At 56.7% G+C, this 19,485-nt stretch carries 16 protein-coding genes; 4 read left to right on the top strand and 12 right to left on the bottom strand.

Annotated elements, in window-relative coordinates:
* Positions 1 to 11 precede the first annotated feature (11 nt).
* Positions 12 to 809: a hypothetical protein gene (locus GEOB_RS04395; RefSeq protein ID WP_012645972.1), complete on the bottom strand. Its 798-nt coding sequence runs from the start codon at positions 807 to 809 to the stop codon at positions 12 to 14.
* Between the two features lie 166 nt (positions 810 to 975).
* Between GEOB_RS04395 and GEOB_RS04390 the strand changes: the two genes are divergently transcribed.
* Genes GEOB_RS04390 through GEOB_RS04380 form a run of 3 tightly spaced genes read left to right on the top strand, consistent with a single transcriptional unit; the run spans position 976 to position 5,186 of the window.
* A complete protein-coding gene (locus GEOB_RS04390) occupies positions 976 to 1,731 on the top strand; it encodes a sulfite exporter TauE/SafE family protein (RefSeq protein ID WP_012645971.1) in 756 nt (251 codons plus the stop codon).
* Positions 1,709 to 3,763: a heavy metal translocating P-type ATPase gene (locus GEOB_RS04385; protein WP_012645970.1), complete on the top strand. Its 2,055-nt coding sequence runs from the start codon at positions 1,709 to 1,711 to the stop codon at positions 3,761 to 3,763. Before GEOB_RS04390 ends, GEOB_RS04385 begins: the two co-directional genes overlap by 23 nt.
* Position 3,764: 1 nt before the next feature.
* Positions 3,765 to 5,186 carry a phytoene desaturase family protein gene (locus tag GEOB_RS04380; protein ID WP_012645969.1) on the top strand — a complete coding sequence of 474 codons (1,422 nt, stop codon included), beginning with the start codon at positions 3,765 to 3,767 and terminating at the stop codon, positions 5,184 to 5,186.
* 157 nt (positions 5,187 to 5,343) lie between these two features.
* Here the strand turns inward: GEOB_RS04380 and GEOB_RS04375 are convergent, their stop codons facing one another.
* Complete coding sequence (locus GEOB_RS04375) at positions 5,344 to 5,835, bottom strand: thioesterase family protein (protein ID WP_012645968.1); 492 nt, start codon at positions 5,833 to 5,835, stop codon at positions 5,344 to 5,346.
* A gap of 438 nt (positions 5,836 to 6,273) precedes the next feature.
* On the opposite strand from GEOB_RS04375, the gene GEOB_RS04370 reads away from it, so the two are divergent.
* Positions 6,274 to 10,995, top strand: a complete 4,722-nt coding sequence (locus tag GEOB_RS04370) for a CARDB domain-containing protein (protein WP_012645967.1) — start codon at positions 6,274 to 6,276, stop codon at positions 10,993 to 10,995.
* Positions 10,996 to 11,239: 244 nt separating this feature from the next.
* Here GEOB_RS04370 and GEOB_RS04365 read toward each other — a convergent pair whose 3' ends face one another.
* The 10 genes from GEOB_RS04365 to GEOB_RS04320 form a co-directional block, all read right to left on the bottom strand.
* Positions 11,240 to 12,076 carry a sensor histidine kinase gene (locus GEOB_RS04365; RefSeq protein WP_012645966.1) on the bottom strand — a complete coding sequence of 279 codons (837 nt, stop codon included), beginning with the start codon at positions 12,074 to 12,076 and terminating at the stop codon, positions 11,240 to 11,242.
* A 171-nt stretch (positions 12,077 to 12,247) separates the two neighbouring features.
* Positions 12,248 to 12,739, bottom strand: a complete 492-nt coding sequence (locus GEOB_RS04360) for a c-type cytochrome (RefSeq protein WP_012645965.1) — start codon at positions 12,737 to 12,739, stop codon at positions 12,248 to 12,250.
* The gene (locus tag GEOB_RS04355) at positions 12,736 to 13,047 is read right to left on the bottom strand and encodes a hypothetical protein (protein ID WP_012645964.1); all 312 of its coding nucleotides are present in this window, start codon (positions 13,045 to 13,047) and stop codon (positions 12,736 to 12,738) included. Before GEOB_RS04355 ends, GEOB_RS04360 begins: the two co-directional genes overlap by 4 nt.
* Before the next feature lie 7 nt (positions 13,048 to 13,054).
* Positions 13,055 to 13,339, bottom strand: coding sequence for a hypothetical protein (locus GEOB_RS04350; protein WP_012645963.1), 285 nt, complete (start codon positions 13,337 to 13,339; stop codon positions 13,055 to 13,057).
* Positions 13,336 to 13,536 carry a hypothetical protein gene (locus GEOB_RS04345; protein WP_012645962.1) on the bottom strand — a complete coding sequence of 67 codons (201 nt, stop codon included), beginning with the start codon at positions 13,534 to 13,536 and terminating at the stop codon, positions 13,336 to 13,338. Before GEOB_RS04345 ends, GEOB_RS04350 begins: the two co-directional genes overlap by 4 nt.
* Positions 13,537 to 13,538: 2 nt before the next feature.
* Complete coding sequence (locus GEOB_RS04340; protein WP_012645961.1) at positions 13,539 to 14,525, bottom strand: cbb3-type cytochrome c oxidase subunit II; 987 nt, start codon at positions 14,523 to 14,525, stop codon at positions 13,539 to 13,541.
* Positions 14,522 to 15,913, bottom strand: coding sequence for a cbb3-type cytochrome c oxidase subunit I (locus GEOB_RS04335; RefSeq protein WP_012645960.1), 1,392 nt, complete (start codon positions 15,911 to 15,913; stop codon positions 14,522 to 14,524). The genes GEOB_RS04340 and GEOB_RS04335 overlap by 4 nt, the downstream gene beginning before the upstream one ends.
* 69 nt (positions 15,914 to 15,982) lie before the next feature.
* Entirely contained in the window at positions 15,983 to 16,522 is a 540-nt protein-coding gene (locus tag GEOB_RS04330) for a cytochrome c3 family protein (protein WP_012645959.1), read from the bottom strand.
* A 2-nt stretch (positions 16,523 to 16,524) separates the two neighbouring features.
* Entirely contained in the window at positions 16,525 to 17,607 is a 1,083-nt protein-coding gene (locus tag GEOB_RS04325; protein ID WP_012645958.1) for a hypothetical protein, read from the bottom strand.
* Positions 17,594 to 19,468 carry a quinol:electron acceptor oxidoreductase subunit ActD gene (locus GEOB_RS04320; protein ID WP_012645957.1) on the bottom strand — a complete coding sequence of 625 codons (1,875 nt, stop codon included), beginning with the start codon at positions 19,466 to 19,468 and terminating at the stop codon, positions 17,594 to 17,596. Before GEOB_RS04320 ends, GEOB_RS04325 begins: the two co-directional genes overlap by 14 nt.
* Positions 19,469 to 19,485 lie beyond the last annotated feature (17 nt).

Here is a 19,485-nt window from a genome sequence, read left to right as displayed (position 1 = left end):
GGGGGTAAGAATTATTTGATGGCAGCCTCTTCCACGATGACGGCGTATTTGTAGCCACCACCGAAATCCTTGTCGGCTCTCAGCGTCCCGTTGACGGTGACTATCTCGCCGACCTTGGGAACATCCTGGGAGGTCACTACCAGGTTGTTGGTCCTTTTATTGGCATCACCGCTGCCGTCCTGAACGTGGATCCAGTTCTTGCCCATGATTCCTGCAGAAACCTTAACCACCTTTCCCTTTACAGCTACCGCTTTATTATCCAGAGATGCCTTTTTAGAGTAGAGTTCTTCAACGGTATAGGCATCCGTGCCGGCCGCCTTTTCCACCCTTATCTTCTCGGCGGGAGACGCTACGGCGCCGGCACTGCCGGCAGAAGCTTTTCCGGCCATCTTGCCATCGTCTGCACCGCCGACCGTTTTCTCCGGCGCATTACAGAAATAAATTCGTTCGAAAGTCCGCTCCAGGGACCTGCTCTTGAAATTCCACATCTCGTTGTTGCAATTGAAGATCAATTCCTGCCCTACAGCCACCTTCATCTGGGGCATGGCAACCCAGGTTTTTTTCTCACCGTTGGCCAGTAGCACGTAGGTATAGCTGCCGCTGTCCATGGTCTCCTCGATTTTGCCTGAAATCTGGGGATTGGCTTCCCGGTTCAGCTTCTCATCCAGCTCCTTCTCCTTTTGTGCTATTTCTTTCTCTTTTTCAGAAGGGGTGAGTGCGGCCTGGGGATTGGCGAAAGCGGCATTGCCACCGGCAAATACGGCGACAAGGGAAATGAAAAGGAATATTTTTTTTGCATCTGGTGTCATGAAAGATCCTCACTGTTTGGACTTGTTGGTTAATTAGTCAAAAGCTTAAAAAGAATACATCTTCTGGATAAAATGTTCAAGGAATTAGCGTTGCCATTGAAGTCTCAGGTTAAATTGATAATATTTAATCTTGCACGGCAAACATAGGGGGAAAGGATATGGTGCCATGAATCATGCGCTGATTGGATTTATGGGAGGATTACTTGCTTTTCCGCACTGTATGGGCATGTGCGGCGGGTTTATTGTCCATCTGTCACGATCCGGCGAAAAAAAATCAGCCATCGCCGCCCAGTTTGCATGGCTGGCAGGAAAAATTTTCACCTACGCCTTCGCCGGAGCTGTTGCCGGTTACACCGGAGACAAAGCAGCGGATCTCCTGCAGCACACGTATCTACAGAACGGCATCAGTTACCTTGCCGGAAGCATGATATTTCTGGCAGGCTTGGCGCTGCTGGGTATATTACCCGGCAAGGGTGCCAATGGCCCAGGCAGCGGACTGCTCGCAACCTTATGCCGACCGCTGCTCCGATCACCTTCTCCAGCCGGGGCACTGACACTCGGCATTATTACAGGGCTGCTTCCCTGCCCTGTTGTCATCGGTTTTCTCGCCTATGCCATGCAATCGGGCTCGGTCGCAACCGGCATGACCACCATGGCAGCCATGGGGATAGGCACGGCACTTCCTCTGTTGACATTGGGAGGGGCAAGCCTGGCGGCAGGAGCTCGCCTGAAAAAATGGGGCGCAGCTGCCGGCGGAACCATTCTCATCCTTCTGGGAATGGCTACGGTGCTGCGCGGCACGGAAGTTTTTCATCAACTAGTCGGCTGTCCTTCCCAGCCGGTTTTCCAGCAAACTTCCAAAGCCGACAGCAGCAAGGGCTGCTGCTCGGGCAAATCTCATGTCAGCAACAGCGGCAACTGAAATATCTCCCCAAGTATGTGCCCACTGTGGGCTCCCGATTCGTCAATCGCTTGTTCAAACCGGCGGCGCCATCTTCTGCTGCTACGCCTGTCGGCTTATTGCCGGCATTATCGGCAGCCGGGATGGAGGTGATCATGCCTGGAACCTGCTTCGACTCGGCTTCGGCGCCCTGTTGGCCATGAACATCATGATGCTTTCCCTGCTCCTCTATTCGGGATCGGTCGAGACAGAGATAATACCCATCTTCCGCTGGGTCATGCTGGCATTGGCAATGCCGGCCATGGCCATTCTGCTCTATCCCCTGGTCATGGGCGCCCTGCAGAGAAAGCCGGGCCTCGACCTGCTCATTGTGGCGGGCTCGATTACCGCCTTTACCGTCAGTACACTCAATACCGTGCGTGCTGCCGGGCAGGTATATTTCGATACGGCAACCATGCTGCCGGTGCTGGTTACCTTCGGCAAGATCATCGAAGCGACGGCAAAAAGAAAAGCCGCCGACCTGCTCCATGCCATGGAATCCTTGCTGCCGGCATCGGCACTGAAGATTGAAAAAGGAACTGCCGTGGAAGTTGCCATCGAGCAGTTGCACTCCGGCGACCTGGTGCTCATCCGCCCCGGCGAGCGGATTGCCGTCGATGGCCTGATCCGCGAGGGCAATACAACCGTCGAGGAAGCCGCTTTCACCGGCGAACCGCTACCGGTCTGCAGAGGCCCCGGAGAACGGGTGCTGGCCGGGACGGTCAACGGCCAGGGAAGCCTGCTGGTGAAAACCGAACGGGCCGGCAAAGAAGTTCTGCTCCAGCGGATCGTTGCCATGATCCAAGGGGCCTGGCAGAATCCTTCACCGGCAGAGCGCATTGCCGAACGGGCAGCAGGCATGTTCATTGTCGCCGTAGGGCTGGTGGCCCTTGCTTCCCTCATTCTCTGGACTTTGGCCGACAACCCGCTGCAGGGCTTTCTGAGTGCTCTCTCCGTTCTCGTGGTCGCCTGTCCGTGCACCATGGGAATCGCCACCCCCCTGGCAACATCCCTGGCCATTGCCAGAGCCGCAGCAGCGGGTATTGTCGTCCGCGGCAGCGAAACCATGGAACAGCTTGGCAGAACCGATCTCATCTTTTTCGACAAGACCGGCACCCTGACCACCAATCAGCCGGTTCTCAAGGATATAATCGTCTTTGATCCCCAGCTGACCGAAGATCAGCTGCTGGCATTACTTGCCACCCTCGAGTCTGCCAGCAATCATCCTTTAGCCGGAACCATAGCAGCTGAAGCTGCAAGAAGAGGTCTGGAGCTGGGATCACCGGCCGCCGTCAATATAAAGCCGGGGCAGGGAATCGATGGTCTGGTAAAATTAAATGGTGAAAGCAGGATGATAATCGCAGGAGCATCGCCATCATTCCGGCAGACTGTCGATGCAGCAGGCGAAGAGGGTTTTACGGCGGTGGATGTTATGTGGGATGGACAAATCCGTGGCCGCTTTCTTTTTGAGGACAGCATACGTAGCGACGCCGCTGCGACAGTGCAGAAACTGGCTACTCAGAAAATTGCATCGGTACTCCTTTCCGGGGACCGTCTGCAGGCTGCAGCAGCCGTAGCCGCACAAACGGGGATAGGGTCGGTCGAGGCGCCGCGAAATCCGGGTGAAAAGCTGTCTGTGGTGGAACAAGCCCTTGGCGCAGGCAGGAAGGTCGCCGTTGTCGGGGATGGGGTCAACGACGCCGCCCCCCTTGCCGCCGCCCAGGTGGGAATCGCTCTCGGCAGCGGTCTTGATCTGGCACGTCAGGCGGGCAACGTGGTTCTTTTATCGGACCGCCTCATGCAGATCCCCTGGCTGATCGGCCTCAGCAGGCAGACAAGAAGAATTATCGGCCAGAATTTCGCCTGGAGCTTCGGCTACAACGCCATCGCCCTGGGAGCGGCCGCGGCCGGCCTGCTGCATCCGCTCTTGGCGGCAATCGCCATGGTCGTCTCCAGCCTGACGGTGCTTGCCAACTCCTTGCGCATCAGCAGTTTTTCAGGGGAGGAAATGTAACATGCCCGAAAACGGAGTTTTTGTCGTCGGCTCAGGACCCAACGGATTGGCTGCAGCCATTGTCATGGCCCAGGCAGGTTTGCCGGTCACCATTGGGGAAGCGGCACAAAGCGTCGGCGGCGGCACCCGCAGCGCCGAACTCACCCTGCCCGGCTTTGTCCATGATGTCTGTGCAGCCATACATCCCCTTGCGGCCTTTTCGCCCTTCTTCAATTCTCTCCCCCTAGCCGATCATGGCCTGAAATGGATCTATCCACCGGCTGCCCTGGCACATCCCCTGGATGACGGGACAGTAGCCGTCCTGGAAAGAGAGATATTTCAAACGGTGGACAGCCTGGATTTCCCCGATCGGCGTCCGTACATGGAGTTGATGATGCCGCTCAGGGAGCATTGGCAGGAAATCTCCCCCCAGGTGCTGGCGCCTCTCACCTTTCCCGCCCACCCCCTCCTCATGGCCCGATTCGGCATCCATGGGTTGAGATCGGCAGTCGGCCTCGCCCGCAGCACTTTTCAAGGACCGCTTGCCCGAGCCCTTTTCGCGGGCATGGCTGCCCACTCCTTTCTCCCCCTGGACAAGCCGGGTTCCGCAGCATTTGGCCTGGTCTTGGGCACCCTCGGCCATGTTAACGGCTGGCCGATGGCTGCAGGAGGAACAGGAAAAATCAGCCAGGCATTGGCCGGGCACTTCCTTTCACTGGGGGGAGAAATCGTAACCGGAAGAAGGACAGGCACTGTGGATGAACTGCCTGCCGATACCACGGTTTTTCTCGATGTCTCACCCCGGCAGGTGCTGCAGCTGGCACGGCAACGTTTTGACAGCGATTACCGGAAGCAGCTGGAAAAATACCGGTTCGGACCCGGCATTTTCAAAGTGGACTGGGCTCTGAACGGGCCGATACCGTGGCGGGCAGAGGAATGCCGGCGAGCTGCCACCCTGCATCTGGGTGGAACCATGGAGGAGATCGCAGCTGCAGAGAAAGAGGTCCACCTGGGCCGGCATCCGGAAAAGCCATTTGTACTGGTGGCCCAGCAGAGCCTTTTCGATCCCGACCGTGCCCCGGTGGGCAAGCAGGTGGGGTGGGCCTACTGCCATGTACCCAATGGCTCAAGAGTCGACATGACGGAAAGAATTGAAAATCAGATCGAGCGGTTCGCCCCCGGCTTCAAGGACCTGATCATCGGGCGGCGAACCAGGGATACGGCAGCAATGCAGGCCTACAACGAAAACTTCGTCGGCGGGGATATCAACGGCGGCATGCAGAACCTGCGTCAGATGGTTGTCCGCCCTGTCGCCGGGCCTCACCCATACGCCACCCCTGACAAAAACATCTTCATCTGTTCTGCCTCCACCCCTCCCGGCGGCGGAGTTCACGGCCTGTGCGGTTACCTGGCGGCCAAGCTGGCCCTGGAGAGAATGAAGTAAGTGCGATCCTTTTCCCGGAAATATGCGGCTACAACAGTCTGCCGATGGTTCAGGAAAGAGTCACCCCGGTAACGGCAAAGAAAAACGGGAAGGGAGTATCATAAATGATCGAGGAGCTCTACCCATGATTGCAGATGCTTCAACGGAAATCACGCCGTCAGCTGACAGCATAGGCAGCGGAGCCGATGGCAACCAGAACACCGGCATCGTTATGGAGTTCCATGCGAACAGAGGCGATCTTTCCCCCCAGGCGCATTACGGTGGCGGTGGCGCTAAAACGTTTCCCCACCCCCGGATTCAGGTAGTCCACACGCAGATCGATGGTACCGCAGCGGGTGAACCGTTGGGCGAGCTGTTCAACCGTTTCATCGGCATGTTTTTCCGCCACCGCCAGGGTAACAGCAAAACCACCCACGGTATCAAGGGCCGTGGCAATAGCGCCCCCGTGGAGCCGGCTGTGCATATAGCTCCCCACCAGTTCCTGGCGCATCGCAAAGGAGATCTTCGGCTGCCGCGGATCGAGGGTCTCGACCTTGATGCCCATGAGGCGATTGAAGGGAAAACATTCTTCGAAAACCTCCCGGAGCCTGGCCTCAAGGCGGGCCTGCTCCTCGGGGGGGCGACGGGTGCGTGGTGCTGTATTTGACATTACTATCTCACAGATTATATTCATGGATTCGGTGGTGCTATGCCACCGTTACAAAAACTCCGCTTCAATGGTTCCTGATCCTTCCTCTAGGACCTTACTTCCCACTTTAACCGCACCATTCAGCCTTTATCAATCATTAAAAACATTCCAGGCGGATTTTCTTACGACCATCTTGCGGAGCTGAATGATTTTTCTGCACCAATGATACATGGTGGCGCCCAAAAGTATAAATCTTTAATAAATGTTGACTTTTTTATACACCTCAAGTATAAAGCGCGGTAATTAATATCTACTAAAATCATTTACCATCCCTGTTCCTCTTCTGGCCTAATCATTACCGTAATTTTTTTCTGGAAATATCCCTGGCTCAGCACTGAGATCCTGCACGGAGTAATGTGCTTTTTATGAGCCGCTATCAAAAATGTAAGGAGAGTGAGTATGAAGAGTGGAATCTTCCAGTTCTTGCACCAGAAGTATTTGTTATTGTTGAGCCTGTTCGTTTTTGTCTGTTTAACTATTGGGTCCGGGGAAGCATCAGCTGCGTCTTTCTATGTCAGAACCGATGGGAATGACATCAATACCGGATTAGAGAACAGCCCATCGGGAGCCTTCAGGACCATCCAGCATGCGGCAAATTCAGCAACGGCAGGGGACGTTATCGAGGTACAGGAAGGGGTCTACAACGAGGCATTGGTTATTAATTCCGCAGCCACTCCCGATAAAAGAATCACCTTCAAGGGTATGGGGAAAGTAGTTCTCGACGGACAGAACGCCCTGCAAACGGCCGTTTTCACTGGAGAAACCGCCGGCAATGTGGATTTCGTCAATCTTGAGATCCGCAACTACACCCAGTTCGCCTTCTATTTCGACTCATACGACAACAGGATCGAGAATTGCGACATCCACGACAACGCCATGGTTATGGAGGGACATGGCACAGGAATCGGATTTGGCGGGCAAGTATTCAAAAACACCAAGTTCTATAACCATTCGGCACCGTCCGGCTATGTAATCAGGCCCTACTATGCGGCAAAGGGTCTCACCTTCGAAGACTGCGATTTCCACGACAACAAGGGCACCGTCATCTGGTGGGCCCACACCCAGGGCTCCAACTACATAATCCGTTGCCGGTTCTACAACAACCCCGGCGCTGCCGTCACCAGCGGTGACCTGATCGGCACCGCGTATGTCTATAACTCCGTATTCTACAACAACGGTACCGCCTTTGGTTCCGGAGACGACAGGTATGGTTCCGTAAAAGTATTGAAAAACAATATCTTTGCCAACAATCGTTACGGCATAGCCAAGTACACCTACGATTACGGCACGGTCACCAGCGACCATAACGATGTCTGGAACAACGATACCAATTACAGCAATGTGGCAGCGGGCGCCCACGACATATCCCAGGATCCCATGTTCGTCAGCCCCAAAACAGCCGATTTCCATGTGAAGCCATTCTCTCCTGCCGTCAATGCCGGAATCGATCTGGGCTATCCATACAACGGCACCGCCCCGGATATGGGAACTTACGAGACCTACGTCAATAAAATCTACTATGTAAGGACCGATGGAAACGACGCCAACAGCGGTTTGGAGAACAGCGCCCTGGGCGCCTTCAGGACCATCCAGCATGCGGCAAATTCCGCAACGGCAGGGGACATCATTGAGGTACAGGAAGGGGTCTATAACGAGGCGCTGACCATTTATTCCCCTTCCACCCCCGACAAGAGAATCATCATTAAGGGTGTCGGAAAAGCCGTCCTTGACGGGCAGAACACTCTGCAAACGGCTATTTTCACTGGAGAAGCCGCCGGCAATGTGGATTTTGTCAACCTTGAGATCCGCAACTACACCCAGTTCGCCTTCTATTTCGACTCCTATGACAACAGGATCGAGGATTGCGACATCCACGACAACGCCATGGCTATGGAGGGGCATGGCACCGGAATAGGATTCGGCGGGCAACACTTCAAAAACACCAGGTTCTACAACCATACTGCCCCGTCCGGCTATGTGATCAGGCCCTACTATGCTGACAAGGGTCTCACCTTCGAAGACTGCGAATTTTACAACAATAAGGGCACTGTCATCTGGTGGGCCCACACCCAGGGCTCCAACTACATCATCCGCTGCCGGTTCTACAACAACCCCGGCGCCGCCGTTACCAGCGGCGATCTGATCGGCGCCGAGTATATCTACAACTCGGTATTCTACAACAACGGTACCGCCTTTGCTTCCGGAGACGACAGGTCCGGCTCCGTGAAGGTATTGAAGAACAACATCTTTGCCAACAATAGTGTCGGCATCGGCAAGTACACCTATGATTACGGCAAGGTCACCAGCGATTACAACAACGTCTGGAACAACGGCACCAACTACAGCAATGTGGCAGCGGGTGCCAACGACATATCCCAGGATCCCCTGTTCGTCAGCCCAACAGCTGCAGATTTTCACCTGCAGGCATTCTCCCCTTGCCTGGAAAAAGGCCTGGACCTCGGTTACGCCTTCTATGGCGCTGCTCCGGACCTGGGAGCTTTCGAAAAAACCCATTCCTCAACCGTGGCAACGCTCTCAGGAACAGCTGTCGGCAACGGCTGGTATTCTTCAGATGTTACCGTCGACATCACAGACGATCTTCCTGCCGCTCTGCAGGAGATCAGGTACGAGATCGATAAAGGCGGCGAAGCAACTCAGCCGACTTCACCCGCCTCATTCATTTTAACGGCCGATGGAAGCCATTCGGTAACTTTTTATGCCGTAGACAAGGATGGAGCAGCGGAGCCGGTAAATAGCGTTACGGTCAACATCGACAAAGCCCCGCCGGTTACGACCGCCACATTGCAGGGAACCATGGGTAGTAACGGCTCATATACGACCGTTGTGACCGTGAACTTAAGCGGAGCCGATGCCGGCTCGGGCGTTAAGGAAATTCACTACAGCATCAACGACGGAGCAGAAGTTGTCATTGCAGGCCCGCTGGCATCTACAAAGCTGACGACCAACGGCACCCACACCATCACCTACTATGCCATTGACAAGGCAGGCTTCCGGGAGGCAGCAAAAACCCGGACAATACAGATCAACGGCACTGTGGATCTGACTGCTACCGCAATATCCGGCCCTGCTACCGCAAACACCGGCAAGACGGTAACCGTCAACACCACCGTTACCAATATCGGACCGACAGCCGCCTCATCCTTCTACGTCCATGCGTATATTTCCAGCAGCTCCGGCGCCAACGTCCAGATCGGTTCCACCTATGTGAACGGCCTTGCAGCCGGCGCCACCCAGTCACTCGCCATCACGGGCAACATTCCTTCGACTACCGCCCATGGCACGTATACCTACAAGATCGTTGTCGACACCTTCAATTACGTGGTGGAAGCAATTGAAAACAACAACACCCTGAACGGCAACCAGGTCGCGGTGAGCGGCTCCGATCTCACGGCAACCGCAGTGTCCGGCCCGGCGACGGCAAACACCGGGAAACCGGTAACCGTCAACGCCTCCATCGCCAACACCGGATCGGGTGACGCCTCCTCCTTCTACGTCCATGCGTACATTACCAGCGGCTCCGGCGCCAATGTCCAGATCGGTTCCACCTATGTGAACGGCCTTGCAGCCGGCGCCACCCAGTCACTCGCCATCACGGGCAACATTCCTTCGACTACCGCCCATGGCACATATACCTACAAAATCGTTGTCGATACCTTCAATTACGTGGTGGAAGCAATTGAAAACAACAACACCCTGAACGGCAACCAGGTCGCGGTGAGCGGCTCCGATCTCACGGCAACCGCAGTGTCCGGCCCGGCGACGGCAAACACCGGGAAACCGGTAACCGTCAACGCCTCCATCGCCAACACCGGATCGGGTGACGCCTCCTCCTTCTACGTCCATGCGTACATTACCAGCGGCTCCGGCGCCAATGTCCAGATCGGTTCCACCTATGTGAACGGCCTTGCAGCCGGCGCCACCCAGTCACTCGCCATCACGGGCAACATTCCTTCGACTACCGCCCATGGCACATATACCTACAAGATCGTTGTCGACACCTTCAATTATGTGACGGAAGCAAACGAAAACAACAACACCCTGACCGGCAACCAGGTCGCGGTGAGCGGCTCCGATCTCACGGCAACCGCAGTGTCCGGCCCGGCGACGGCAAACACCGGGAAACCGGTAACCGTCAACGCCTCCATCGCCAACACCGGATCGGGTGACGCCTCCTCCTTCTATGTCCATGCGTACATTACCAGCGGCTCCGGCGCCAATGTCCAGATCGGTTCCACCTATGTGAACGGCCTTGCAGCCGGCGCCACCCAGTCACTCGCCATCACGGGCAACATTCCTTCGACTACCGCCCATGGCACATATACCTACAAGATCGTTGTCGACACCTTCAATTATGTGACGGAAGCAAACGAAAACAACAACACCCTGACCGGCAACCAGGTCGCGGTGAGCGGCTCCGATCTCACGGCAACCGCAGTGTCCGGCCCGGCGACGGCAAACACCGGGAAACCGGTAACCGTCAACGCATCCATCGCCAACACCGGATCGGGTGACGCCTCCTCCTTCTATGTCCATGCGTACATTACCAGCGGCTCCGGCGCCAATGTCCAGATCGGTTCCACCTATGTGAACGGCCTTGCAGCCGGCGCCACCCAGTCACTCGCCATCACGGGCAACATTCCTTCGACTACCGCCCATGGCACATATACCTACAAAATCGTTGTCGACACCTTCAATTATGTGGTGGAAGCAAACGAAAACAACAACACCCTGACCGGCAACCAGGTCGCGGTGAGCGGCTCCGATCTCTCGGCAACCGCAGTGTCCGGCCCGGCGACGGCAAGTATTGGCCAGTCCTTCTCGCTGAATACGACGATTGCCAACACCGGATCAGGTGACGCATCCTCCTTCTACGTCCATGCGTATATTACCAGCAGCTCCGGCGCCAACATCCAGATCGGCTCCACCTATGTGAGCAGCCTCCAAGCCGGCGCCACCCAGTCACTCGCCATCCCGGTCACCATTCCTTCAAATATCGCGCCGGGTACCTACACCTACAAAGTCATCGTCGACACCTTCAATTATGTGACGGAAGCAAACGAAAACAACAACACTCTGACCGGCAATCAGGTAGCAATCTGAGGTTTCTCACGATGTTAACTGCAAAAGGCAACCGATATCCATCGGTTGCCTTTTGCTGACAAAGTCACAATATGTAAGGCTGATCAAAAAGTCCCAGGTGCAAGGCGCCCGAAACCTGAGGAGTGAGGCGTACTTAACGGTACGCCGCAGCGACGACTAGTAAGGGCAACGCCGCAGATGGGGCTTTTTCATCAGACTCGGCAACCGATCTCCATCGGTTGCCTTTTTTTGTGCAGACTGCATGTTATACCTCAATGGCGAATTCCGCACCTTCACCGGTGTTTCGCGCAGTCAGTCTGCCATGCATGCCTCTTTCAATGATGTTCTTGGCCAGGAACAAACCTATGCCGGTTCCATGGGGGCCCTTGGTGGTAAAATAGGGATCGAATACCTTCTCCAGTATATCTGCGGGAATCCCTCCTGCATTGTCGCAAATAGTTATTACCGATTTGGCCTTTCTCAGGCAGGTGGTAATAAGAACCCGCCGGTTATGGTGGCTGCACGTCTCGAATGCATCCCTGGCATTCATCAATATATTGAGGAGAACCTGGGAGTATTCATTCTGGTAGCCATAGATGATCGGATCGTCCACGCACTCCAGGTCGATTGTGATCTGGTTATGGTTGAAGCTGCCGGTTATGAGGGCTATGACATTGGCAACAACGACACTAGCCTTGAAGCTCAACTTTTCCTTGTCCGGCTTGAAAAAGTTCCTGAAATCGTCAATGGTCTGCGACATGTGCTGTATGAGCTTCATTGAGACGTCCACTGACTGGTCGAGAACTTCCTTGCTTAATTTTCCTTCGTCGTGATAAAGGCTCAGTCGCTGAATGTTCAGGCCCAGTGAATTGAGCGGCTGACGCCATTGGTGGGCAATGTTGCTTATCATCTCTCCCATGGCAGCAAGACGGCTTTGCTGCAATAGCATATGTTCCTTTTGGTGCAAGTCTTTCAGAGCTTTTACCAGTTCGGCCGTCCGTTCCATAACGCGCTGTTCCAGCTCTTCATGGGCGTGGCGCAACTCCTTTTCGGTCCCACCCCGCACTGCCTCTTCCGGATTTTCCTGAATTCCACTTTTCATCCGCTTTTCCTTGCATAAATGCTGTTTCGACACAGCTCGAACGACAGGCGCTGCTGCGCAGAGGCGACATGTCCCTCTTTGTCGCCTTCCGTGTCGATTGTCAAAGACACAACTATGCGGAAAAATAGCAGAATCAGGCAGGAAAAGTAAGCAAATATTAAACCCTGAAATTTACCTCCCCAGCGACCGCACATAAGTCACCAGGTACCAGCGATGCCTGGGGGGCACTACCCGTTCCAGCACCGGTTCATGACCAATGCCCAGCAGCATGTTGCGCAGGAGGTAGCCATCACCGTATCGGGTGACCCGCTTCGAGCGCAGGTCTGCCGGTACCGGCATGTAGCTCTCCCCGACCGGCCCGTTGCCGGCGCCTTCGTTTCCATGGCAGAAGATACAATAGTAATGATAATAAACGCGTCCCCGCTGCCGGTTTTCCGCCGTATCCGGCAGCGGATTTCTCACCGCCGGAGCAGCTTCCATGGAAGGCAGCTGCTCCGGCAGGGTAACCGGCACCACCCCATCCACCGGCGGCGGCTGGACCCACTGGTAGGCGCGCAGGTGCTGCTGGATCTGCATGCGAGGACCCTTGTACAGCACCAGGCCGAAGAGGCCCGCCACGATTAGGGCTGCAAAAATGACAAAAGCTGCCGCTATCTTTTTCATCGGTTCGGGCTCCGCTCTCTCAGCTGCTGGTTGGGCGGCTTTGGCGGGTTCTCCGGCTGTGCCTCCGGCAGTTTCGGGAGCTGTCGAGGCAATTTCCCATCCCGGGGGGGCGGCTCTTCGGTGGAATAGATGGATTCCGCAGGCGTATCGGGCAGCTGGCCGAAATCCCAGTGCCTTGGGCCCTCAAGAACAAAGCGATAGGCAAGGAGGCCGTAGGCGATGATGACCAGGCTCAAAAGGGTGATGATCACCCATTCCCATGGGCTGGGGAGTTCCCGCTGCTCGTCGTATTTTTTCTTTTCCGCCATGGCAGCCTCACCAGTTGGGGAGCTGGGTCATGGCCATCACCGTGTGCCCGACGCCATAGATGAACGTGCCGAAAATGATAAGCACCAGGGGCCAGGGCATGAAGCTCAAGACCCAGTGGAAGAAACTCAGCGGCCCCTGAATCCTGATCTCCCTGTCCCGACGGGCCTCCTCTTCACGGGGACGCCACATGGCCAGGTAAGTGAGGCAGACAAGGATCATCAGGGTGGCTCCCGCAAGGAGAGTCACCACAACCCACTGGTTCTGCTGCACATAAAGGTTGAAAGTCATCATCGTGTTTTCCCCTTGTGTCGTTTCAATTCCTCCTTAGCGGGAATACCGCTTTCCAGCGGCAGGTAGCGGGCCCGGTCCTGATCGGAGAATTGCCTCGACCGGACCGCCCAGACAAGCGCCAAGGTGATGGCCGTAATCATCACCGCCAGAAAGCCGAGCCACATGGCAAGAAAGGCATTGAATCCCAGGCTGCACATGATCACTCTCCCGTTTTGCTCGGCGGACGGTATTGATTGCGCCACAACTCTTCAAAGGAGGCATCGATCCCCCGCGGCCCGATGTTGGCATCCGTATAGCCGAGAAAGCTCACCCCCAGGTAATTGGCCAGGTCCCAGATCTTTTCCGACTCCAGGTGCTTCTTGAAGTAGGGCATGGCGGTGCCGGTGATGCCGTTCATGATCTGGTAGTAGAAGATGCCGCCGATGTAACGGTTGGCCTCCAGGTGCCTCCTCAATGTCGTAAAATCCAGCGGCGGCGGGTAGAGGTGGGAGGCGGCAGGCCCCTTACCGTCACCGATGGGACCATGGCAGTTGATGCAGAACTCCTGGTAGATCCGTTTACCCCGCAACAGGGCCGCCGGCGAAGCTGGGTAAGGGTTGGGCATCGGTCGCCAGACGACGGGAACCTGGCCGTGCAGCCACTTGATGTTGGCATCGGCGCCGGATTCATAAGCGGTAACTGCCTGCTGCTTCCACTGTTGCTGGCGGGCGACCCGCACATCAGCCATCTTCCACCCCAGTGCCTGAATATAGGCCGTCAGTTTGCGGATCTTCTCCTCGCCAAGAAACTCCCATGACGGCATCAATGAAATGGGGCTGGTGTAACGGGGATTGATGAAGTGGGCCTTGTGCCAGTCATCGGAATGCTCCCCCCCTTCTTGAGAAAGATCGGGGCCGGTGCGCTCACTACCGAGAATGGCAGGCTCCTGGGCTACGTAGTCACCGCTCTCGGCGATCCGTTCAGCGCCAATGTCCCAGTCGTTGATGCGGATAAAGAGAGAATGGCAGTAACTGCAGCCATTCTGCACATAGAGGCGGTGCCCTTCCCGCTCTGCCGAAGTCATCGGCCGCCAGATCTCCGAAGGCTTATCGCTCATGGTCATGACCGGCAGGCCGATGATGACGAAGGTGGAGGCCCAGAAGACCATCAGCGCCCCAACGATGAGCAAGGCCGGGGTCATCTTCATGCCGCTTCCTCCGCCCGCTGCAGCTCACCGACTGAAAGCTCCCGACCGGCTCGGATGCTCATCACCACGTTGTAAAAGCCGACGCTGGCGCCGGTCAGGATGAACACACCCAGTGCGGCCCGTGAGATGAAGTATGGGGCCAATTGGGGCAGCACCCGATAGACGGTCTCGCCGTTGTTCCAGGCGTTGCCCTGGATCAGGCCGGCGATGGTGAGGACGATGAAAAAGCCGGTCAGGCCGAAGGTGATGAGGCCGAACTGGAGGTTTACCAGCCTGTTCGAGTAGATACAGCGGCCCGTCACCAGTGGCAGGATGTGGTACATGGCGCCGAGGGCGATATAGCCGCCGAAGCCGAGCATGGCAATATGGGCATGGCCGACGGTCCAATTATTGAAGTGGGTGACCCGCTGCAGATAGGGAAGCGACTGCACCGGCCCCTGGATGCAGGTGATGAGATACCAGGCGATACCCGCCATGATCAGCCGGGCTGCAGGGTCTCCCCAGATGAGCCTTCCCCGCTGGCGGGCGGTCAGCCACAGATTGAGAACCACTATGGAGACCGGAACCACCATGGCCACCGAATCGACAATCGAGACCGCCTTCAGCCAGTTGGGAATGGGGGACTGCAGCACATGATGACCGCCGATATGGCTATAGAGGGCGATGAGCAGCCAGAAGCCCAGCAGTGAGAGGGTATGGGAGTTGAGCGGCGTCCTGGCCATGCGCGGGATGACGAAATAGGCTGCTCCGGTGGCAAGAGGCGTGATGAGGAGCCCCGGCAGATTGTGCCCCCAGAACCAGAGGAAAAGGGAGTCGATCAACCCCGGCATGGCGCCTGTAGCCGGACGCCACATGACATTGCCCAAGGGATAATTGCCGGCCGTCCAGAGAAAGGTGGCCATGAAATACCAGACCGAAACATAGAGCTGCTCTTCTGTGCGGTTGGCGATGGTCATCACCACATTGCAGATGAGGAGCAGCACCGCCACCATCAGGATCATGTCGGCGCTCCAGATATATTCGTTGTACTCCCGCCCCTGGGTATGGCCGAAGGAAAAGCCCAACGGTCCACTCAGGATGGTGATGTTCCAGAGGAAGAAGCTGGCCCAGGCCAGCCGCTCCGACCACAGCCTGGTGCGCAAAAGAGCAGGGGTATAATAGAGACCGCAGCCGATAAGCATGGTGCCGACAAAACCATAGAGCATGGTGTTCACATGCACCGGCCGCTCACGGCCGAAAACCAGCCAGGAAACGTTGGGCAAGAACTCGGGCGAGACCAGGTGAATGGCCGAAATCATGCCGTAGAGCGCCCCCACCACGAACCAGAAGGCGCCGGCAACCATGAAGGCCAGTGAAGCGCTCTGGGGTTTGTCGAAGAATTTGGGCATCGTACAACCTTTGTATTTTCTCTCCCCCTTCCTTTATGGGAGGGGGCCGGGGGGAAGGTTAGCTAATCATCACCTATGACAGGTAAAACAGTCGTGCGTAGCATTCTTCCGGCGATGACAATCGATACAGAAACCCATCTCGAACTTCCTCGCAGCCACCACCCGGTCCATCATCGTCACATTGCCGTGGCAGTAACTACAGTCGATCCCCTGGCGCAGATGCATCGAGTGATCGAAATAGACGAATTCGGACACCCAGTTGACCCGCTGCCAAATGACCGGCTTGCCTTTAGCAAAGGTCTGCCGCAGCTCCAGAATGTACGGATAAGTCTTGATGATCCGCTGGTGGCATAACATGCAAGTCTGCAGGGGCGGAATGCCGGCGTGTCGCCCTTCCATCACCGTCGTATGGCACATCAGGCAACTGATCTTTTTCACATGCACATGAACCCGGTGACTGAAGGGTATCGGCTGCCGCGGCCCGAGCCCGGCCGGGTACACGACATGGAAAAGCACCAGCATGATCGCCGTCAGCAGCAGCACTACCACTGCGGCCAATGCCGATGCCAGGCCGGTTCGTTTCCTGGTTCTCTCCGTCTGCCACGGCATTCTCACTTTTCATCCTCGGACCGGAAACAGTTCGCCGGGAGTCGACGCTGGAACTGCTCCATGCCCATACCCAGCAGACCGGCGAAGGCCATGGCCACGGAAAGCTCAGCCAGGCCGAGATTGAGGTTTTTATCGAAAACGGGGGTTACCAGCCACCAGCGTTCGATCCACATGCCACAGAGGACAAGGAGGGAAATGCCCCCAAGGGACCAGCGGTTGCGCTTGGATCGCTCCGTAAGAAGCAGCACCAGCGGCCCCAGGTAGACAAGCCCCAGGAGGAGGTAGCTCACCCCCAGCCAGGGTTGGAAATTGAGCCTTGGCGCCAGGAATCTGGTTTCGTCAGGCAGGTTCTCGTACCAGATGGGGAGAAGATGGGCATACATGAGATAGGTGGCCATGAGGCTGAAGGCGACTATCAGCCGCCCCAGGTCCATCAGCTGCTCTTCCCGGGTCTCCCGCTGCCAGACGGCCAGAAAGGCCCAGGCGGCAGAGGCAATATAAAGGCCGGAGATGAAAAAATATCCCCCAAGCAGGGTGCTGTACCATTCGGGATCAAGGGCCATCACCAGATCAAAGCCGAGCAGGGAGAAAACCAGGCTGTAAGTGACAATGAGGAGGCCGCCCCAAACACTCCCCTGACCGTTGCGGCGGGCAACGAGATAGCGGACCGCGGTCAGCCAGAACACCGCCAGCCCCGCCAGATCCCGGCCGAAGACGAAGGAGTTGTTCAGCCAGCCACCCTGGTGATATTCGATGTCGTACCAGGGAGACCACCTGTTGCTGCCGACCCAGAGCAGCACCAACGCCAGCAGCGAAGGAACGGCAAAGGCAATGGCGGAGAAAGCCACCCGCTCCAGCTCCCCGGGCCACCGTCCATTGCAGGCCCGCACCACCGCCGGCCAGGTGGTGAGCCCACCGGCAAGGGAACTGAAAAAGAGGAAATTGATAAGCAGTGCCCGCCAGCCTTGGGGCGCCGCTGCCGTATTGATTGAGAACACCCAGAGGCCGATACCACATATGGCAAGCCCCCCCCAGAAGAAGGAGGCATAACCAAAGCTTTGTCCTGGCCGGTCAGTGGTGGACATGAATCTCCTCCGCTGCAGCGCTGGAAAGCATCCCCTGCAAACTTTGGATATTCCCTTCGCCGCAGCTTACCAGCAGTCCGAATTTATCCCGACTGAAGCGCCGGTCGTAGAACGGACTGACCTTCAGCCGGTAGAGGCGCGAATGCAGGACCAGGCCTGTCAAATTTGCGATGCTGCCCAGAAGGATCGTCCCCTCGAAGGCGATGACGCAATAGGGGATGATGGCGACAGGGGGTTTGCCGCCGACGATGATGCTATTGACCAGGGCCGTGCCTACGGCAAGCCACAATCCGCCGGCAAGACCGGCCAGCGCCCCGGCCAGCGTCCAGAACCGCACCGGGCTTTTCGGGTGCCCCATTACCTTTTCCACCACCTCGACCTTCACCGGGGTAAAGGTCTCCATCTCCCTGTATCCCGCATCGCAGACCAGCTTTACCGCTTTCACGAGTCTTCCGGCGTTGGAGAATACCGCCAGCACCGACGAGCTTCCCCCCTGCACTTTCTGTCTGACCTTGGTTTCGCAGCAGCCGGTCGGTTCGATCTCCTCGTCGGCGATCCGCCCTTTGAGATCGCTCAGGGGAACGGTGGGCAGAATCTTGCTGAAACCAAAAAACCAGAAAAAGAAAAAGGCCGCCGAGGCCGCCGTTATACTTATTTCCACCCAGGTTGGGATATAACCGCCCCAGTTATGGGGAATAAAATCGTGGGCAGTGGAGGTATAGACGATGAAAAGGCGCTCCAGCCACATTCCCAGGTTGATAAGGAGCGAGATGACGAAGAGTAGAATGAAATTGGTCCTCACCTTTTTGAAGACGAACGTCAGGGGGATGAGGACATTGAGGGGAATGATCAGCCAGAAGATCCAGGCTGCGGGCCCGGTCATCCGCCACTTGTAGAATTGCCATTCGAAGGGATTGCCCGAGTACCAGGCGATGAAGACCTCGCAGGCATAGGAATAGCCGACGATGGCAGCAGTGAGAATGATAGTCTTGGCCACCATCTCGAAATGGTGGCGCTGGATCAGCCGCTCCAGATGCAGCAGCTTGCGCATGGGTATGAGGAGCGTCAGCACCATGGCCAGCCCGGAATGGATCGCCCCGGCCACGAAATAGGGGGGAAATATTGTGGAGTGCCAGCCAGGGAGGAGGCTCATGGCGAAATCCCAGGAAACGACCGAGTGTACCGAGATCACCAGGGGGGTGGCCAGGGCGGCAAAATAGAGATAGGACCGGCCGTAATGGCGCCATTGGTTTCCCGTCCCCGACCAGCCGAGGGCCATGATCCGGTAGATACTGGCACGGATGTTCTGAGGACCGTATTTTTCTTCGTAACGGTCCCGGGCAGCAGCCAGGTCGGGAATCATACCCACCAGCCAGAAGATAAGACTGACGGTGAAATAGGTGCCAACGGCGCAGACGTCCCAGACGAGAGGGCTGAGGAAGTTCGGCCAGAGCTGCCGCTGGGACGGGTAGGGAATGATGTAGTAAAGGACCCAGACCCTGCCCAGGTGAATGAGAGGAAACAGGCCGGCGGTCATGATGGCGAAGATGGTCATGGCCTCGGAGGAGCGGGAGACCGCATCCCGCCAGTTGGCCCGCAACAGGTACAGGATAGCCGAGATGAGCGTCCCCGAGTGGGCTATTCCCACCCAGAAGACGAAATTGCCGATATAGACGGCCCAGCCCACCGGACGGTTCAGCCCGGTGACCCCCATCCCCGCCTGCATCTGGTAAAGCCAGACCAGCGCGCCCCAGCCGATGCCCGCCGCCAGCAGGGCAACTGCGGCAAAATAAGGCGCCCGGGGCGTCTGCATGGCGTTCAGCACATCATCGTTTATGTCACCGTACTTCAGATCGGCCACAGTACCTCCAGACCCCC

The organism is Geotalea daltonii FRC-32 (assembly GCF_000022265.1).
Taxonomy (GTDB): Bacteria; Desulfobacterota; Desulfuromonadia; order Geobacterales; family Geobacteraceae; genus Geotalea; species Geotalea daltonii.
The sequence above is the reverse complement of the archived record's forward strand: the minus strand, read 5'-3'. Positions and strand labels throughout refer to the sequence as shown.